Genomic DNA, 16073 nt, shown 5'->3' with positions numbered 1-16073 from the left:
TTTCTGATAGTTCACCTTAAAAAGAGCCGGACATCCTCTGATTGCAGAGTGCCCGGATTTTTGATTCGTACAAATCTCAGCCTGCCAAAACAACCGCCTTGCTGTTCTCCCACGTCAAATACACTTCATCGCCCTGATGCGCAAACTCGCCCTGCGCAGCCGATTGGGCCACCACCATTTCCATACCGGTCGGCAGTGTGACGACCGTTTTGTAAAACGAACCGATGAAGACTTGCTCGGTTACACGGCCGACGAGGCAAGCCTCGTCCTCTGCGCGCTGCCGCTTGATGCTGACCTGTTCGGGACGGATGGAAATGAAGACATCGCGGCCTGTGACAGACGCTTCCCCTTTTTCAAAGGTAAAGGAGACGCCTTCAATCGAGACCTTCAGCTCTTTGCCCAAATTAGCGTCGAGCGTACCGTGCAGCAGGTTGGTTTCCCCGATGAAGTCGGCGACAAAGCGTGTAGCCGGACGGTTGTAGATCACGCTCGGGCTATCGATCTGCTCGATCTGGCCGTTGTTCATGACCGCGATCCGATCGGACATGGTGAGTGCTTCTTCCTGGTCATGCGTAACATAGATGAACGTGATGCCAAGCTTTTGCTGCAGCGCTTTGAGCTCGAACTGCATTTGCTTGCGCAGCTTCAGGTCGAGCGCGCCGAGCGGTTCATCCAGCAAGAGGACGGTCGGCTTGTTTACGATCGCGCGGGCGACGGCTACCCGCTGCTGCTGACCGCCCGACATTTGACGCGGCTTGCGGTCGGCGAACGCCTCCATCTGCACCATGCGAAGCGCTTCATTGACACGCCGCTTGATTTCATCGGCAGACACACCTTTGAGCTTCATGCCGTACCCGATGTTTTGGCTGACCGTCATGTGCGGAAACAGCGCATAGTTTTGGAACACGGTGTTCACATCGCGCTTGTTCGGTGGAGAACCCGCGACATTGCTGCCGTTCAGCAAAATCATGCCGGAATCTGGATGTTCAAACCCGGCAATCATGCGCAGCGTCGTCGTCTTTCCGCAGCCACTCGGACCGAGCAGCGTAAGGAACTCTCCGCGGTATACCTCCAAATCCAAATCTTTGACAATGTGGTTCTCACCAAAGCGTTTGTTGACGCCCTCCAGGCGGATCGCCAGCTCTCCCATGGATACTCTACTCCTCTCTGTTGTTCAATCTTGTGGAAATGATGATGAATAGCAATGAAGTGATGAACACAATCGTCGATATCGCGTTCACTTCAGGCGAAAATCCATTGCGCGTCATCCCCCAGATCTGGATCGGCAAGGTGCTGTAGACCCCGTTTAGGAAAAAGGTGACGGGGATTTCATCGAGCGACAGTGTGAAGCTGAGCAGTGCTGATCCGATCAAGGCAGTGCGGATATTGGGCAAGATCACATACCAAAATGTTTGAAACCGATTGGCACCCAAGTCGGCCGACGCCTCTTCAATGGAACGGTCCAACCGTTTCAGGCGCGCATAGACTTGCGGCATCACAATTGCGATCAAAAAGGTGGAGTGACCGATGACCACAGCGAGCATCGATTGCTGAATACCTAGCTCCTGAAAGAAGCTCAGCATCGCCACCCCGGTTAAAATCCCCGGCAAAATCAACGGCAAGAGAACAATGCGCTCAAACACCTTTTTCCCGACAAAGTTGAAGCGATCCATTGCAAATGCGCCTGGCACGCCGAGCAGGACCGCAGCGCTGGTACTGATCAAAGCGACCGTCACGGAATGGCCCAACGCCTCGATCAACGCCTTGTTTTGCGCCATCTCCTGGTACCATTTGAGCGAGACCCCTGTCATCGGAAAGCTGTTGATGCTGTCAGCGTTAAACGAGTACACGACGACCACCAAGAGCGGGAAGTACAAGAAGGCCAGCACCAGAAACGAAAACAGCCCTAACAGTTTTGTGATCAGATTCAAATTCAATCGTCCTGTCATATTACCGACTCACCTGCTCCCTCTGACTTGTGACGAATCGAGTGTGGAATAGCGCTTCTCGGCCCGGCCCGTCACTTCCAGAATGACCAGTACCAAAAGCAGAATGATGATACCGATGGCTGAACCGTACGGCCAGTTGTTGGACGTACCGAATTGCTGCTGCACGATATTGGCGATCATCGTGCTGCTGTTCGGGCCCCCCAGAAGCTGCGGCGCGAGGAAGTCGCCCATTGAAAGCACCAATGCAAACGTCGCTCCGGCGATCATGCCTGGCAGCGACAGCGGCAGTACGACATGGGAGAACGTTTGCCAGCGGTTGGCGCCCAAATCTTTGGAGGCTTCCATCAGATTGCGCGGAATTTGTTCCAGCGCTGTATAGATCGGCATCAGCACAAACGGCGTGTAAATGTGCACCATCCCGATGATGACCGAGATTTTGCTGTACAGGAAAATATCAAGCGGCTCATGGGTGACGCCGAGCCAAATCAAGGCGGAATTCAAAATCCCGTTTGTACCCAAAATGATTTTCCACGAATAGGCCCGCACGATGTAGCTCACCCACAGCGGGATAATAACAAGCATGTAAACGACCTGTTTCATTCGTGTCACTTTAAAATTGATGTAATAGGCCAGTGGAAAGCTGATCAACACGGTACAGACCGTCACCATGACAGCAAGCTCGAGCGTATCGAGCAAAACTTTGTAAGGCGCTTGCCCGCCTGTTGTGGCGGTGAAAAATTTGGTGTAGTTCGACAAATTGAACTCCTTGATGACATCAAACGGCCCCGGCTTCCAGAAGCTGTACGTAAACAGGTTGAAGTATGGCATGAACAAAAACATGAAAAGCCAAATCGCTGGCGGCAGCAAAAGTGGCAGCAAGAGCTTTTTCCCAACCACTTTTTTCAACCATGGCCGCCGATCTTTTTGTTCCGAGGAGATTGGAGCGGTTGTCCCAGCCTCGTTTCGTTCCACTTCGTACATCTCCCACACCCTCCTCATGGATCTTTGTAGTTTCTTTGTGGTTCTCGGTCGCATAGGTTAGAAAACCTGGCTACGCCATGCTTTTGGCTTAAGCCGCGGTTGCACTTACAAAAAGCCCAGCCTATGGCCAGGCCTTTTGCGTCAAAAACCGATCAGTTCGTCTTGACCTCAGTCCAAATATCGTTGTAGGAAGCGCGTTCTTTTACATACTGCCAGAAGTTGATTTTGGAGAAGAGCTTATCCATATCGTTGATGTACGTGATTTCTTGCAGCTCCTTGGACATGAATTCAGCAGCTTTTGCATTGGCGACGCTGTAGTTGGTCACTTCCGCCACCTGTGCCATCGGCTCCGGCTTGGCGATGTAATCCAGATACTGTTGCGCCAGCTCAAGGTGCTTGGAGCCTTTGACGATCATCAGACGGTCGATCCAGCCGGTCGCGCCTTCATCAGGAATCGTCCACTTCAGGTTGCGGCCTTTCTTGTTCACCTCAGAAACCGTAAGCGGCCAGCCTACTGCAAGCGCCACTTCCTTATTGGCAAACAGGTCGTTCAGCTCGCCCGCTGTCGTCCAGTATTTGCGCACGTTTGGCTTCAGCTCGATCAGCTTCTGCTTGGCACTCTGCAGCTGCTCCGGCGTCATGTTGTAAAGCGCGCCTTTGTCGGTTTTGTCCAAGCCTTGCATCTGGCCGATCATATAAATGTTGGAGATGTCATCGTAAACCGACACTTTCCCTTTATACTGCGCATCCCAGAAAACGCTCCATGATTTCGGCTCCTCTTTTACCACGTCCGCATCATAGATGAGATAGTCAGGTCCCCAGGCGAACGGCAGCCCGTATTGCTTGCCATCCTTTTGCACATCTTTCATATTGCGCAGCGTTTCATTCAAGTCGTTGTAGTTGCTGATTTTGGACGTGTCGATCGGTTCTACCATGTCGGACTGCACGAGCAGTTCAGCCACGTCCGTTGACGGCGAGATGATGTCATACGTATCGCCGCCGCCCGCTTTCAGCTTGGCGAGCAGCTCGTCGCTCGAGGCGAAATACGTTGGATTTACCTTTACGCCGTATTTGTCCTCGAAAGCTTTGGTGAACTTCGGATCGGCATAGCCTTCCCATGTGAGCAAATTCAATGATTGGCCTTTGAACTTGTCTTTTGCATCTCCTGCATTGCCACTAGCGGAAGTGTCGGGCTGCGGCTGTGTGCCGGACGTCTCACCGCCGCCACCGCCACATGCGGTTAGCAAAAGCGCGGATACTGCCACACCGGATAGCACGGAAAGCCATTTTGTTTTTGCTTGCATCTTCTTCATCTGTTTCCCCCCATTGTTTATAAAAGCATCTACAGTAAAAAAATCATTCCTGCCCTACTCATGTAGCAAGTAGCGTGCCAGAATGATCAAAAAATTAAAAAAGCGATAGGGATAAGGTTTTCTTTCGGATTTTTCAAAAATGAGTTGTATATTATCAAAAATGAGAATAAAGAGCGTGCATGCGTGCATTACTTTACCGAATTATTGATGTATTCATGCAATTCCGCATCATTCCAAAAACTGCTTGAATTTGCGTGATATCGTCGATTGGTCTACGCCGAGCATCGCGGCTATTTCATACGTGGAGCCGCACCGTTCTCGGGCCATCTGCAGCAGCTCCTTTTCCACAATAGCGGTGGCTTCCTTTAGCGGGAGAATCTTATGAATCTTGATCGGTTTCGCTTCCTGATCATCCGCCGGCACGCTCTCTTGTGCGAGTTCCTGCTGTCTTGCTTGCTCGCGGACGGAAACAGGCAAATCAGCCAGTGTAATCTCTTCCTCCTCTGCCATCACGACCAGTCTTTCCATCATGTTTTCCATCTGGCGGATATTCCCCGGCCACGAATAGCTCATCAATGAACGGATTGCCCGTGGTGACAAAGTCCTGCTCAGTCCGTATTTTGCTGTAAACTTTTTCAGGAAAAATTGCAGCAGCGGATAAATGTCCTCCGTCCGCTCCCGGAGCGGCGGAATCGTGAGCGGCACGACGCAGAGACGGTAGTATAGGTCTTCCCGAAAGCGTCCTGCCGCCACCTCTGCTTCGAGGTCGCGATTGGTAGCGACGATGATGCGGACATCCGCCTGGATCGCGCGCGGCTGCCCGATCTTTTTGAAAGAACGCTCTTGGAGCACGCGCAGCAGCTTGACTTGTGAGGCAAGCGGAAGCTCCCCAATCTCGTCTAAAAACAGCGTTCCTCCCTCTGCTTCCTCAAATACACCCTTTTTTCCCGTGCGGTCAGCGCCTGTGAATGCCCCCGGAGAGTAGCCGAATAGCTCCGATTCGATCAGCGTCTCCGGAATCGCCCCGCAGTTCAAGATGACGTAGGGCTCGTAGCGTCGCTTGCTCGACTCGTGAATCAACCGTGCGATCCCTTCCTTGCCGACGCCGGTCTCTCCGTAGATCAGCACGGTCATGTCGGTGGCGGCAACCTTAGCGATGCTAGCGATGACTCCCTTCATCCCCGGACTCGGCAAATCGAACAGCAAGTTTCCTTCCCCGGGCTTCATCCCTTGCGAAAAGCCCGCGCCCGCCCCGTTCTGCCCCGCTGCGATGAGCGCAGCCGAACCATTGTCCTCGCGATCTTCCAAGATCAACACTTGCGAGTCGGCCAATTGAAAGGTGTGGACATACAGCTTTCTTTTCGACAAAATAACGCTCTGCGCCTGGTGCGATAAATGCAATTCATAGCCAGGCAGCAGCTCCGGGGCTTTGCTCCCGATCGTTTTCAGGAACGAAAACCCGGTTACATACGGCCAATTCGATGAACACCAAAAGATTTCGCCGCTCGTCGTAATTCGCGCAATCGTCAGCATCTAGCTTTCATTCCTTCCCTGGCTTGTGGTACACATGCATGTATTTGTAACAAGCAATTCCTATACCAGTGATTTCCACTCAAGCAAAGACGGTAAGGCGCGTGTCGCGTGAAACGAAAGATTTCATTTTTGAGAATGTCACTCGTTTTTGCATACATCATCGGTTCAATACAATGAAGCGAAAAGAACCAGACCAAGCCACGAACAAATCGTGTTGGTCTGGTTCTTTGTTACCGCGCAAATAAATTCAGCAGCCCGTTGCTTACAGATGGGACCCGCCGCTCGCATCGATCAGCTGGCCTGTTACCCACCGGCTGTCAGGCGAGGCGAGAAAGGCGGCAATATCCGCAACGTCCTGGGGCTGCCCCCATCTGCCGAATGTGGACAACCCGGCTGCGAATTGCTGTCCTGCCGGATCCTGCAGCATGGCGGCATTCATTTCGGTATCGATGATGCCAGGCAAAATGGCGTTGATCGTAATATTCCGCTCTCCAAGCTGCTTTGCCAGCGTGTGTGTGAGCGTATTGACTGCGCCTTTCGAGATGCTATAGCCGAAAAGAGCAGGAAACGCGATGCGCGTCACAGCGGAAGAAATATTGATGATCCTCCCGCCTTCCCGCAACCGGGGTAATGCTTGCTGGATCAGAAAAACCGGGGCTTTGACATGAATGTTCATGACTTCATCAAAAGATGACTCTGTCGTCTCTTCGATCGTCGCCATCTGGGCGATCCCCGCATTGTTCACGAGGATATCGAAATGATGCCCTCCCGCATGTTCCGCCAAAAATCCATCCAGCGAATGATACAGATCATGGACGCCTTGCACGGACATAAGATCAGCCCCGATTGCGACCGCGATTCCGCCTTGCTCCTTGATTTCAGCAACCGCCGCTTCCGCTGCTTCCCGGTTTTTCCGATAGTGAACAGCGACCGCTGCGCCCTCCTTCGCCAACCGCAGCGCGATTCCGCGCCCAATTCCTCTGCTTGCACCCGTGACAACTGCGGTTTTTCCTGCCAATACGGCCATCCCAACCAACTCCTTCTGGATTGTTGTTCCTACACAACCAGTTTTATCACAGGAGACTGTTTGAAATGTTGCTGTCTCATTCGGCAGTCAGACTGCCCGCCAAACAAAAAGAGCAGATCAACCAACGATCTCTCCTCCATGGGTATGATTGTCACGGAATGCCCGCTCCAACAGGCTTCTCGCTTCCACTATACTCCTCATCCTGTGCCCCTCGAGCCAGCTCCGCGTTGGCAGGCAGCCAGCACGTGAATGTGCTTCCCACTCCAAATTCGCTGTCCACCTCAATCGTACCGCCCAGCATGGTACAAAAGCTTTTGCTGATCGCGAGCCCCAATCCGGTGCCGCCGAATTTTCGCGTAGTGGACGAATCTGCCTGCGTGAAGGGCTGGAATAAGTTTGCCATTTGGTCCGGCGTCATGCCGATTCCTGTGTCCGTTACCTGAAAAGTCACCCCTGCTCGCTGCCCTCTGGATTGCTTCAAAACGCGCAGGCTGATCGTGCCGTTTTTCGTGAATTTGCTCGCATTGCCCAGCAGGTTGATCAAAACCTGCCGCAATTTCGTGACGTCCGTGATGATTTCGCCGTTTTCACACTGAGACTTCAGCTGATTGCCGTTCGCGTCGAGCAGCGGAGACAGCGTCGTGGCGACCTCCTGCACCAGCAACTCCAGGCTGCATGCTTCCAGCTGAATCTCCATCTTGCCTGCCTCGATTTTGGAAATGTCTAAAATGTCGTTGATTAGTGCCAGCAAATGTTTGCCTGACTTGCGAATTTTTCCGAGATCGTCGACGAACACCTTCTCGCCCATCTCTTCCGCTTCTTCCATCAGCATCTCGCTGTAGCCAATAATCGCGTTGAGCGGTGTCCGCAGCTCATGGCTCATATTGGCGAGAAACTGGCTCTTGATCATATTCGCTTTGATCGCCTCGTCATGCGCGCGCTCAAGCTGCGCGGTTCGTTCCTTTACCAGCTGCTCCAGATTGTCGTTGAGCTGCCGCAGCTCTTGGTTGATCTTGTAAATCTCCTCGGTCTTCGCTTTGATTTGCCCATCCTTTTGCGAGAACCGCCGCGAAACAAAGATACCCGACAAGGACAAGCCCAACGTGAAAAGCGTCCCGCCCGCAATCAGATAGGCGAGCCATTTTTGATCGAGCACCATGCCAGTGGACAGCCCGGTATTTTCCCCCAGTTGAAAATGGGCCGCCTTCATTCCCGTGTAGTGCATGCCGACGATAGCTGCTCCCATGATCAAGCCGCTGCCCAGCTTCTTCCATACCGCACTGCCGCCCGTATCCCTTCTGAAATAAAACGACAGCCACAACGCCGCGATAGAAGCGATGATGGCGATGGCTATAGATAGTAGGAAAAAGATAGGATCATACGTGATGCCAATCTGCATAGCAGCCATACCGGTGTAATGCATCGCCGATATGCCACAGGCAAGCAGCATCCCCCCTCCAAGCAACTGCAACAACGTGACCTGTTCGCGACCGACCACGTACAAAGCAATGAACGATGCGATTATCGCGATCAAAACGGATAGCATGACAATCGGGAGGTCATAAGGGACGGGAACCGGCAATGTAAAAGCGAGCATGCCGACAAAGTGCATGGACCAGATTCCCATCCCCATTGCAATGGCGCCAAACGCCAGCCAATTCCAGCGGCTGCTCCCGCTAGTTGTGCTGATTCTCCCAACCAAATCAAGAACGGTATAGCTTGAAACCACTGCTACGACATATGAAAAAACGACAAGTACCCAATCGTACGAGCCATGAATGTGCTCCACTAGAAATTCCTCGCTCTCACAAAAGATCAACGCTGAGGCAGCACCACGTTATTCCGCCGCACAAGCCCCATAGATAATAATAGCAATTCGGAAAATCTTAGCAAGAATGAACTGTAATTACCCATATACCCGGAAATGGAAAATGTAAACATCTTGATTGCATAACAATCATTATTCGTTTACTATCGAATTATGTATGGAGGTGGTCAGAAGATGTATTCCAGTCCCAATCTGGTGGAGATTGCCACATTGATCGGCGATCCTTCACGCATTGCCATCCTGATCAATCTGATTGATGGAAAAGCGTTGCCGGCGAGCGAGCTGGCCCGCTGCGCTCGCATCACCCCGCAAACCGCCAGTTCCCATCTAGCGAAATTGGTAGAAGGACAGCTTCTGGTTTGCGAGTCGTATGGGAGGCACAAATATTACAGGCTGGCGAGCCCCGATGTCGCTCATGCGCTCGAGGCGCTGTCTGTCATCGCCAATCCGGCTCCCGTACGCTCTCTGCGCGAATCAGACCAACTGAAGCAATTGCAGTATTGCCGGACCTGCTATGACCATCTGGCCGGCACCGTCGGGGTCGCGCTGACGGAAAGGCTGCTAGCTTTGCAGTACCTAGAAGAATCCGGCCGTGATTTCGCGCTGCTTCCAGAGGGCAAGCGCCATCTGCATGATTTCGGTGTGAATGTGGAAGGAAAACCGAAAAGCCGACGCCATTTTGCCCGCCAATGTCTCGACTGGAGCGAACGGCGTCATCATTTGGCCGGCAGCTTGGGCGCATCACTGACCGATCGGCTGTTTGCGCTGAAATGGATCGAGCGGCAGCCTGCTGGCCGGGCCGCACGCCTGACAGCAGCGGGACGAGAAGGCTTCGCCGCTGAATTCGGCCTAGTTCTTCCTTCTTGAAAATGAGAAATGGCTATCCACTGCTAGAGGCGTACGCTCTTGCACGGGTAGCCATTTTTTGCGGATCGACCTGGTTCAGCCCTCTTTTTGCAACCGCAGCGGATGCTGCTGTTTCGTTCTGGCAGCCGTCCAGTTCACCAAAAAAATCCCGGCGAAAATCAACAGCCCGCCGCCATACACATACCATTGGACGACCTCGCCCAAAATCACCCACCCGGACAATACGCCGAAAAACGGGGCCAAAAAGAGAAAGGCGCTCGTTTTGCCGGGATCACCGATTTTCAGCAAATAAAACCATCCGGCGAACTGCACGATCGAGGCCATGATCGCAAGCCACAGCACGATGCCGATTGATGATGGCGTGATCAGCAGCCGGGGCGTCTCCAACGTCACACCCATCACTAGCAGCAGCAAACCGCCAAACAGCATCTGATACGCGGTCAGTACCCAAATTTGAAACCTCTGGCCCCACCGCTTCACCAAAAGCGTTGCAATCGCCCAGGAAATCGCCGAGCCCAGGCCGAACAGCGTGCCTGTGGTCAGCTGCAAGTGGAAGCCGAGCGTGATGAACACGCCCAGAAATCCACTTAAAACGCCAATCCATTGTGCGATTCGATACCGGTTGCCTAAAAAAATCGTACCGAGCAGGACGACCAGAAGTGGATTGGTGAAGGTCAGGATCGACGATTCTCCCGCTGTGATAGTGCGCAGGCTCAAAAAGATACAGCCCATCACGCCTGCCGTCTGGAAAAAGCCGATCAGGAAAATACGCGCCCAGTCCTGCAGCGTGGATGGTTTCGTCTTTTTATATACCCAAAGCGCCATCAAAACACCAGCGATGGTGAAGCGAAAGCCGACCAGTAGCAATGGCGAGATGTAAGCTAGCCCAAGCTTGCCGATCGCAAAGGACGAGCCCATCAACGATGTCGTCACAATCACCAGGATGACATACAAAAACGGATTCATCGCCAACCCCTCCCTTGCCGAACGCGCCCTTGATCACATGCTTGTTTTACCGTTGTATCCATTTGTTCTCCCCCATCTCACAACCTGAATGTATTCGTAGTATAGGGGAGAATTATTACGACCCTGATCGAACGATGCGTGCATTGTAGCGAATGCCTCTTTTATGAGCCAAAATCATAGCGGCTCAGGAGATCGCGCAGCCCCTGCCCCACATCGTTTGTGTACTTACCACCGTGATAGCAGACGATGTGTTCGATCTCATAGTCCAATAAGCGCCGGACAGAGCGGAGTGCCTCTTCCAAATCAAGCGTGAACTGCGGATTGGCGATCTCAAGTCGCCCCGCTTCAACAACGACTGCATCTCCTGCGATCAAGGTTTTACTTTCCTGAATATAGAGCGAAAGATGCCCTGGCGTATGGCCAGGCGTGTGAATGATGTCGATCCCGCTGCACCACGGCAAGCGCTCGCCATCTCTGACCGTCCGATCGACGACGGCAGGCTCGATCGATTGCAGCAAATGGATAAATTGCTGTCCATTCGGTTTCTCTTCATCAGGCAGCGAATCAAGCATCGCTTCGGCCTGTTCCAGTCGTAGCGACTTTTTCATCCCCGCGAGATATGGCGCTTCGATCTCGTGCGCGATGATTTCAATATGCGGATGCTTCCTCTTCAAAGCCGCAAGCGAACCGACGTGGTCGAGATCCTGATGTGTCACGATCACCTTCGTTACCGTCTCAAGCGGAATCCCGTGCTGGCGTGCCGCCCCATCCAGCAGCCCCAGAAAATCCGGATAACCGCAATCGACGAGGATCGTCTCCGCTTCATCCCGCAGTAATACCGGTGTAAGAACCTGCTCGATTCCGTTATGCGCAAAGCGGATGTTGAGCAAATGTACGCAGCTCATCCTGCTCCCTCCTTCGACACTGTCGTTTTTACGTCAGCATAGAGCTTGTGCCGTCGTTTGGAAAGTTCGCGTTCGAGTCAGTCTTAAGATTGTACGCAGGCGTTGTCGCGGATGATTCTGCGGATGCTGTGCTCCGTCAAATAATGACGACCTGCAAGCGACTTGACCGAAAGCCCTTGGCGATATGCCTCCACAATAGCTTCGTTGCGCTCCCGCATGATTTCTTTGGCCCGCGTCCGCTCGCCCCACCGCTTCTTTTTCTCCTGGCGAATGGGAATATACAAATAACCGCCCTGCACATAGTCTTGAATGCTGGCAAGCAATTCTTTTGGCAAAATCTTGTTTGCATTTTGATACTTCATGTCCGTTTGCTCCTATCTATATAGCAGATTCGGTATATAGATGAGCAAAGCGTTCCGGCTTCCTTATCGATTCGGCTCTGAACAAAGTAGATGCGGAACCCTTTGCCCAGAGCCAACATCGGCTTTTCTGATAAGCCCGTCTTTCATGGAAACCACTCCTTTCCGCGTTTCGTTGGTAATGAAAAAAAGGGGTGGGACGCGCCTCGCATCCCAACTCCCTCCAGCTGCTCTTTCTCTTAGTCAAGCAGCTCCTCCAGCAATTGCTGCACCTGATGACCTACCGTAAAATCGTACAGTTCGGCTGGTTCGCCACGCATCGCTGCCGCGAACTGGGAGATCAGCTCCTGTGCGTACTCCCCGCCACTCGTGAGCAGTGTCATCGGTTCGCTGCCCTGCGCTCCGTACAGGTCGTCCCAGTTGGTCAAAGCAAGTACGCCCTTTGTCCCAAACGCCATCAGCTCCACTTTTTGCTCGCCTGCCGTATGGCTGCCACCGCGCAAAATCACCAGCGCACCGTTCTTCATCTGAAAGTGGGCGACAATGCCTCGCTCGCACAGTTCCGGATCGTCGGGATATTCCGTATGTTTGTATTGCAGCTCCGGCAGCTCCTTGAACACCCGCTGGATCATCTGCAGCAGATGTGGAGCTGTCTCGCGGACGAAACCGCCTTGCTCCCGCTTCCCGATCCAGTCATTTTGCTGCCAGGCCCGCGGCCAATCCGGGAATTGCAGGGTGATCTCCACGCGGCGCAGCTCGCCCAAGTAGCCTTCGTCGACCAAGCGGGCGAATTCGCGCACAGGAGTCGTATAGTTCAACGGAAAATTCATCGCATGAATCTTTCCAGCCTTGCCAGCCGCTTCTACCATCTGCACGGTTTCGCCGACGGAGTTCGCCAGCGGCTTTTCGCAAAGCACGTGCTTGTTCGCAGCAAACGCAGCCACGGCGATTTCGCAATGATAAACAGGCGGGACACCGATATAGACACTCTCGATCGCTGGATCTGCCAGCAGGTCGGCATACGCCGTATAAGCAGCCGGGATATTGAACTCGTGCGCTACTTGTCGGGCTCGTTCCCCATTCGCATCGCAAACCGCTCCGATTTCCACATCAGGATTGGCATGGAACTCTTTCAACATCTCGAACCCGATTGCGCCGAGCCCGATGATGCCGACTTTTGGCTTTGTCATGATCCCTACACTCTCCCTTTGGTTACATGTCATTCATTGTAACATAGAACGGGAGGGGTGATTGAGCGCTACTAATTGTCGTAATTGACGATTGTGAACTCATGCGACTTCCCTTCGCCAAGCCATACTTCCCCCGGCACATACTGCGAATTCTGCTGGATGGACACTTCCGCATAGTAGTTTCCTTCCTTCGGTAGGGTGAAGCTTCCGACAATATAGATGTATTGGTTATCCTCGTAGGTCATCGTATGCTCGATATCAAGCGTTTTTTCCCCATGAATGATGATCCCATAAATGTATCCGTTCGCTTTTTTCGGTGATAGCATTTTCTTTTTGGGTACTTTGGCCATAATGAAGACATCTTGTCCAAACGTGAAATCCGAATTTTCGTTTGGAAAAACATCCAGTTTGAAGTAATGATACTTGATCGGCAATACCGTAATGGTAATTTTAGCTGTCATCCCTTCATAAGTGGCCGTCACCGTAGCAACGCCGTCTTCATTTCCCCCCCAAATCTTCCCGGGAACACTTGGGTTCTCCCTATCAATATCGACCATCATAATATTGCTGGTTGCAAATGCCGCTTTACTGGTCACATCCTCGACGGAACCATCTTCAAAGGTGGCGAGTACTTTCAACACTTTCGATTCAAAAAATTTGATTTTCATCTTGCTGTCGGTAAAAGCCAAGCTTTTAAGCTTCTTTCCCTGTGCCGGGTCGGCATTTGCTTCTGCCTGTGCGAACGCGCTGTTCAAACTGGTGAAAAGTAAAGCAATCATGAAAAAAATTAGAACAAACTTCCGCTGCATCGTTTCCTCTCCTTCATATACTCACAATAAACAATAGTAAAAATATTACTATAGAGGCAACGTTTCGTAAAATGCAATTTTCAAAGAATCTCGTCAATCCGTTTCCTATCGTTTTATCCCAATCCCAGATGATTCCTTGAAGATGCTAGGGAAGAATGCTACCATTATATTGTATACAAAAATTGTTTTTCATAGAGGTGAATGACGATCGGCGGCAACTATCAATCTCTCAAAGATCATGTATATAAATTCATCGCGACGCAAATTCAGAACGGGACGCTGCTCCCGAACCAAAAAGTCAATGAAGCCATGATCTGCCAAAAGCTGGAGGTCAGCAGAACCCCGGTTCGCGAGGCACTTATCCAGCTGGCTTCCGAAAACTTGCTGGAATACCGTCCAAGGCGGGGCTTCCTCGTCAAAGAGCTGAAAACGAAAGAAAAGCTGGACGTTCTGGAGATTGTCGGCTCACTTGACGCCCTGGCGGCAAAGCTAGCGACCGACCATGTATCAGAAGACGATCTGCTCAAAATGGAAGCGCTCATCGAGCGGATCGACCGCTCCATCAAAGAAAACAACTACGCAGACTATCAAAAATACCAGACGCTATTCCATGAGGTATACATCCAGAAATGCAACAATCCGTCGCTGATCTCCATACTCGAATCGCTGCAAAACAGCTTCATTCGGCAATCGTACCTCAGCAATGACCAGGAAAAGCTGGCGAAAATCCTCATGCAGATGAACGAGGAGCACAAGCATATCCTGGCGCTGTTCCGCCAAAAGGACAAGAACGGTCTGGTCGACTTCATCCAGAACACCCATTGGAACATCGAGTACCCCGAACTGATGTGAACATGTCTATCTCGTAAACGATGAAAACAATACAGCCCCCCGATTGCTCAGATAGCACTCGGGGGGCTGTTCCGTTTACTCTTTTGCTAGCGTTGCCTTGGCGGCGGACCGACTTTTGGCAATTTTGAAATAATAAAATAAATAGCAGGCTGCCATGAATGCAACTCCGCTGTAGATCACGATTCGCTGGCTCGGATCGAAGGCGAGACCAATGCAGGAAGCGAGGCACAGCACAAATGCGGCGATCGGCACGAGCGGATACAAAGGCGTCCGGTATTTGAGGTCTTGGACGCTGTTGCCTTCTCGCAAAAACTGTTTGCGGTATGCATATTGGGAAGCAGCAATCGCCATCCACACAATCACGACCGCAAAACCGGAGATGGAAACGAGCACAAGATACACGGTATCGGCGGCGAACACACTCGACAGCAAGGACAGGCACGCAACGAGCATGCTTACGATCAAAGCATTTAGCGGAACCCCGTTGGCTGTCACCTTGCCGAGGGACGGGCTGACCATGTTCTCTTTGGACAACGACCAGAGCATGCGCGTCGAAGCGTACAGCCCTGAGTTGGCGACAGACAGCAATGCAGTGATGATGACAAAATTCATGAGATCAGCGGCATAGGGAACGCCAATGTTATCGAATACGAGGACAAAGGGACTCTCGATCACGCCCGCTTCCTTCCACGGAATCAGTCCGGCCAGCACAAAGATTGCACCGACGAAAAAGATCATCGTTCTCCAGATAATATTCGAAATCGACTTGGGTATATTTTTTTCCGGATCTTCGCTCTCACCCGCCGTCACCCCGATCAGCTCCGTGCCGGAAAAGGCAAAGTTAACCGAGATCATCGTCATGAGGACAGGGAGCAGCCCGTTGGGGAAAAGCCCGTCCGCCCCGGAAAAATTAGAAAGCATCGGCGCTGCGGAGCCATCCTTCATCGGGATGAAGCCGAACATGGCTGCGCCGCCAAGCAGGATGAAGAAAATAATCGTTACAACCTTGATTCCCGCAAACCAAAACTCCGTTTCCGCGAAAAATTTAACGGAGAGGGCATTCAGCAGAAAAATCGCTCCCGCAAACACGGCGCTCCACATCCAGACGGACGAACCGGGAAACCACCGCTGCATCAAGAGCCCGGCAGCCGTGAATTCGGAGCCGACCGCGACGACCCAGGTGAGCCAGTACATCCATCCCACCATGAAGCCTGTAGCTGGTCCAAGGTATCGCGTCGCGTACGTTTGGAAAGAGCCGGTAACGGGCATGGCGACCGACAGCTCCCCGAGACATAGCATAACGAGATACATGATCAAGCCGCCGACGAGGTAGGCCAGGATCGTCCCACCCGGTCCAGCCGTATTCAGCGTATAGCCAGAGCTCAAAAAGAGCCCTGTGCCGATAACGCCTCCAAGTGAAATCATGAACATATGTCTGCTTTTCATGGTGCGCCGCAGCTGCCCACGCTCATTTTCGTTGCCGTTCATCATGAT

At 52.2% G+C, this 16073-nt stretch carries 15 protein-coding genes; 2 read left to right on the top strand and 13 right to left on the bottom strand.

Annotated features, from left to right (window positions below; translation table 11 throughout):
• Positions 1 to 76 precede the first annotated feature (76 nt).
• The 7 genes from EDM56_RS14475 to EDM56_RS14445 form a co-directional block, all read right to left on the bottom strand.
• Entirely contained in the window at positions 77 to 1150 is a 1074-nt protein-coding gene (locus EDM56_RS14475) for an ABC transporter ATP-binding protein (RefSeq protein WP_122918616.1), read from the bottom strand.
• Between the two features lie 7 nt (positions 1151 to 1157).
• Positions 1158 to 1949: an ABC transporter permease gene (locus EDM56_RS14470; RefSeq protein ID WP_122918615.1), complete on the bottom strand. Its 792-nt coding sequence runs from the start codon at positions 1947 to 1949 to the stop codon at positions 1158 to 1160.
• Positions 1950 to 1958: 9 nt separating this feature from the next.
• A complete protein-coding gene (locus tag EDM56_RS14465) occupies positions 1959 to 2930 on the bottom strand; it encodes an ABC transporter permease (RefSeq protein WP_183192442.1) in 972 nt (323 codons plus the stop codon).
• A 152-nt stretch (positions 2931 to 3082) separates the two neighbouring features.
• Positions 3083 to 4243: an ABC transporter substrate-binding protein gene (locus tag EDM56_RS14460; protein ID WP_122918613.1), complete on the bottom strand. Its 1161-nt coding sequence runs from the start codon at positions 4241 to 4243 to the stop codon at positions 3083 to 3085.
• 228 nt (positions 4244 to 4471) lie between these two features.
• Positions 4472 to 5776, bottom strand: coding sequence for a sigma-54 interaction domain-containing protein (locus EDM56_RS14455; RefSeq protein WP_122918612.1), 1305 nt, complete (start codon positions 5774 to 5776; stop codon positions 4472 to 4474).
• Between the two features lie 262 nt (positions 5777 to 6038).
• Positions 6039 to 6803: an SDR family oxidoreductase gene (locus EDM56_RS14450; RefSeq protein ID WP_122918611.1), complete on the bottom strand. Its 765-nt coding sequence runs from the start codon at positions 6801 to 6803 to the stop codon at positions 6039 to 6041.
• A gap of 151 nt (positions 6804 to 6954) precedes the next feature.
• Positions 6955 to 8592, bottom strand: a complete 1638-nt coding sequence (locus EDM56_RS14445) for an MHYT domain-containing protein (protein WP_122918610.1) — start codon at positions 8590 to 8592, stop codon at positions 6955 to 6957.
• A 213-nt stretch (positions 8593 to 8805) separates the two neighbouring features.
• Here EDM56_RS14445 and EDM56_RS14440 point away from each other — a divergent pair, with 213 nt between their 5' ends.
• Positions 8806 to 9498 (top strand): ArsR/SmtB family transcription factor, encoded by a 693-nt coding sequence (locus EDM56_RS14440; protein WP_122918609.1) that lies wholly within the window; start codon positions 8806 to 8808, stop codon positions 9496 to 9498.
• Between the two features lie 75 nt (positions 9499 to 9573).
• Here the strand turns inward: EDM56_RS14440 and EDM56_RS14435 are convergent, their stop codons facing one another.
• The 5 genes from EDM56_RS14435 to EDM56_RS14415 form a co-directional block, all read right to left on the bottom strand.
• Positions 9574 to 10464, bottom strand: a complete 891-nt coding sequence (locus tag EDM56_RS14435) for a DMT family transporter (RefSeq protein WP_122918608.1) — start codon at positions 10462 to 10464, stop codon at positions 9574 to 9576.
• A 161-nt stretch (positions 10465 to 10625) separates the two neighbouring features.
• Positions 10626 to 11369: an MBL fold metallo-hydrolase gene (locus tag EDM56_RS14430; protein WP_122918607.1), complete on the bottom strand. Its 744-nt coding sequence runs from the start codon at positions 11367 to 11369 to the stop codon at positions 10626 to 10628.
• 83 nt (positions 11370 to 11452) lie between these two features.
• Entirely contained in the window at positions 11453 to 11731 is a 279-nt protein-coding gene (locus EDM56_RS14425) for a CD3324 family protein (RefSeq protein ID WP_122918606.1), read from the bottom strand.
• A gap of 236 nt (positions 11732 to 11967) precedes the next feature.
• On the bottom strand, positions 11968 to 12918 hold the full coding sequence (locus EDM56_RS14420; RefSeq protein WP_183192441.1) for a Gfo/Idh/MocA family protein: 951 nt from the start codon (positions 12916 to 12918) through the stop codon (positions 11968 to 11970).
• A gap of 71 nt (positions 12919 to 12989) precedes the next feature.
• Complete coding sequence (locus EDM56_RS14415; RefSeq protein WP_122918604.1) at positions 12990 to 13727, bottom strand: hypothetical protein; 738 nt, start codon at positions 13725 to 13727, stop codon at positions 12990 to 12992.
• A gap of 201 nt (positions 13728 to 13928) precedes the next feature.
• Here EDM56_RS14415 and EDM56_RS14410 point away from each other — a divergent pair, with 201 nt between their 5' ends.
• Positions 13929 to 14579, top strand: coding sequence for a GntR family transcriptional regulator (locus EDM56_RS14410; RefSeq protein ID WP_122918603.1), 651 nt, complete (start codon positions 13929 to 13931; stop codon positions 14577 to 14579).
• Positions 14580 to 14654: 75 nt separating this feature from the next.
• Here EDM56_RS14410 and EDM56_RS14405 read toward each other — a convergent pair whose 3' ends face one another.
• Positions 14655 to 16067, bottom strand: coding sequence for an amino acid permease (locus EDM56_RS14405; RefSeq protein WP_425456324.1), 1413 nt, complete (start codon positions 16065 to 16067; stop codon positions 14655 to 14657).
• Between the last annotated feature and the right edge of the window lie 6 nt (positions 16068 to 16073).

Source organism: Brevibacillus fluminis (assembly GCF_003710825.1).
Classification (GTDB): domain Bacteria; phylum Bacillota; class Bacilli; order Brevibacillales; family Brevibacillaceae; genus Brevibacillus_D; species Brevibacillus_D fluminis.
The sequence above is the reverse complement of the archived record's forward strand: the minus strand, read 5'-3'. Positions and strand labels throughout refer to the sequence as shown.

Coding starts and splice junctions, on each gene's coding strand:
- EDM56_RS14430 (WP_122918607.1), bottom strand. CDS start 11,369: ATGAGCTGCGTACATTTGCTCAACATCCGCTTTGCGCATAACGGAATC.
- EDM56_RS14425 (WP_122918606.1), bottom strand. CDS start 11,731: ATGAAGTATCAAAATGCAAACAAGATTTTGCCAAAAGAATTGCTTGCC.
- EDM56_RS14405 (WP_425456324.1), bottom strand. CDS start 16,067: ATGAACGGCAACGAAAATGAGCGTGGGCAGCTGCGGCGCACCATGAAA.
- EDM56_RS14475 (WP_122918616.1), bottom strand. CDS start 1,150: ATGGGAGAGCTGGCGATCCGCCTGGAGGGCGTCAACAAACGCTTTGGT.
- EDM56_RS14420 (WP_183192441.1), bottom strand. CDS start 12,918: ATGACAAAGCCAAAAGTCGGCATCATCGGGCTCGGCGCAATCGGGTTC.
- EDM56_RS14465 (WP_183192442.1), bottom strand. CDS start 2,930: ATGTACGAAGTGGAACGAAACGAGGCTGGGACAACCGCTCCAATCTCC.
- EDM56_RS14410 (WP_122918603.1), top strand. CDS start 13,929: ATGACGATCGGCGGCAACTATCAATCTCTCAAAGATCATGTATATAAA.
- EDM56_RS14455 (WP_122918612.1), bottom strand. CDS start 5,776: ATGCTGACGATTGCGCGAATTACGACGAGCGGCGAAATCTTTTGGTGT.
- EDM56_RS14460 (WP_122918613.1), bottom strand. CDS start 4,243: ATGAAGAAGATGCAAGCAAAAACAAAATGGCTTTCCGTGCTATCCGGT.
- EDM56_RS14435 (WP_122918608.1), bottom strand. CDS start 10,464: ATGAATCCGTTTTTGTATGTCATCCTGGTGATTGTGACGACATCGTTG.
- EDM56_RS14450 (WP_122918611.1), bottom strand. CDS start 6,803: ATGGCCGTATTGGCAGGAAAAACCGCAGTTGTCACGGGTGCAAGCAGA.
- EDM56_RS14470 (WP_122918615.1), bottom strand. CDS start 1,949: ATGACAGGACGATTGAATTTGAATCTGATCACAAAACTGTTAGGGCTG.
- EDM56_RS14440 (WP_122918609.1), top strand. CDS start 8,806: ATGTATTCCAGTCCCAATCTGGTGGAGATTGCCACATTGATCGGCGAT.
- EDM56_RS14415 (WP_122918604.1), bottom strand. CDS start 13,727: ATGCAGCGGAAGTTTGTTCTAATTTTTTTCATGATTGCTTTACTTTTC.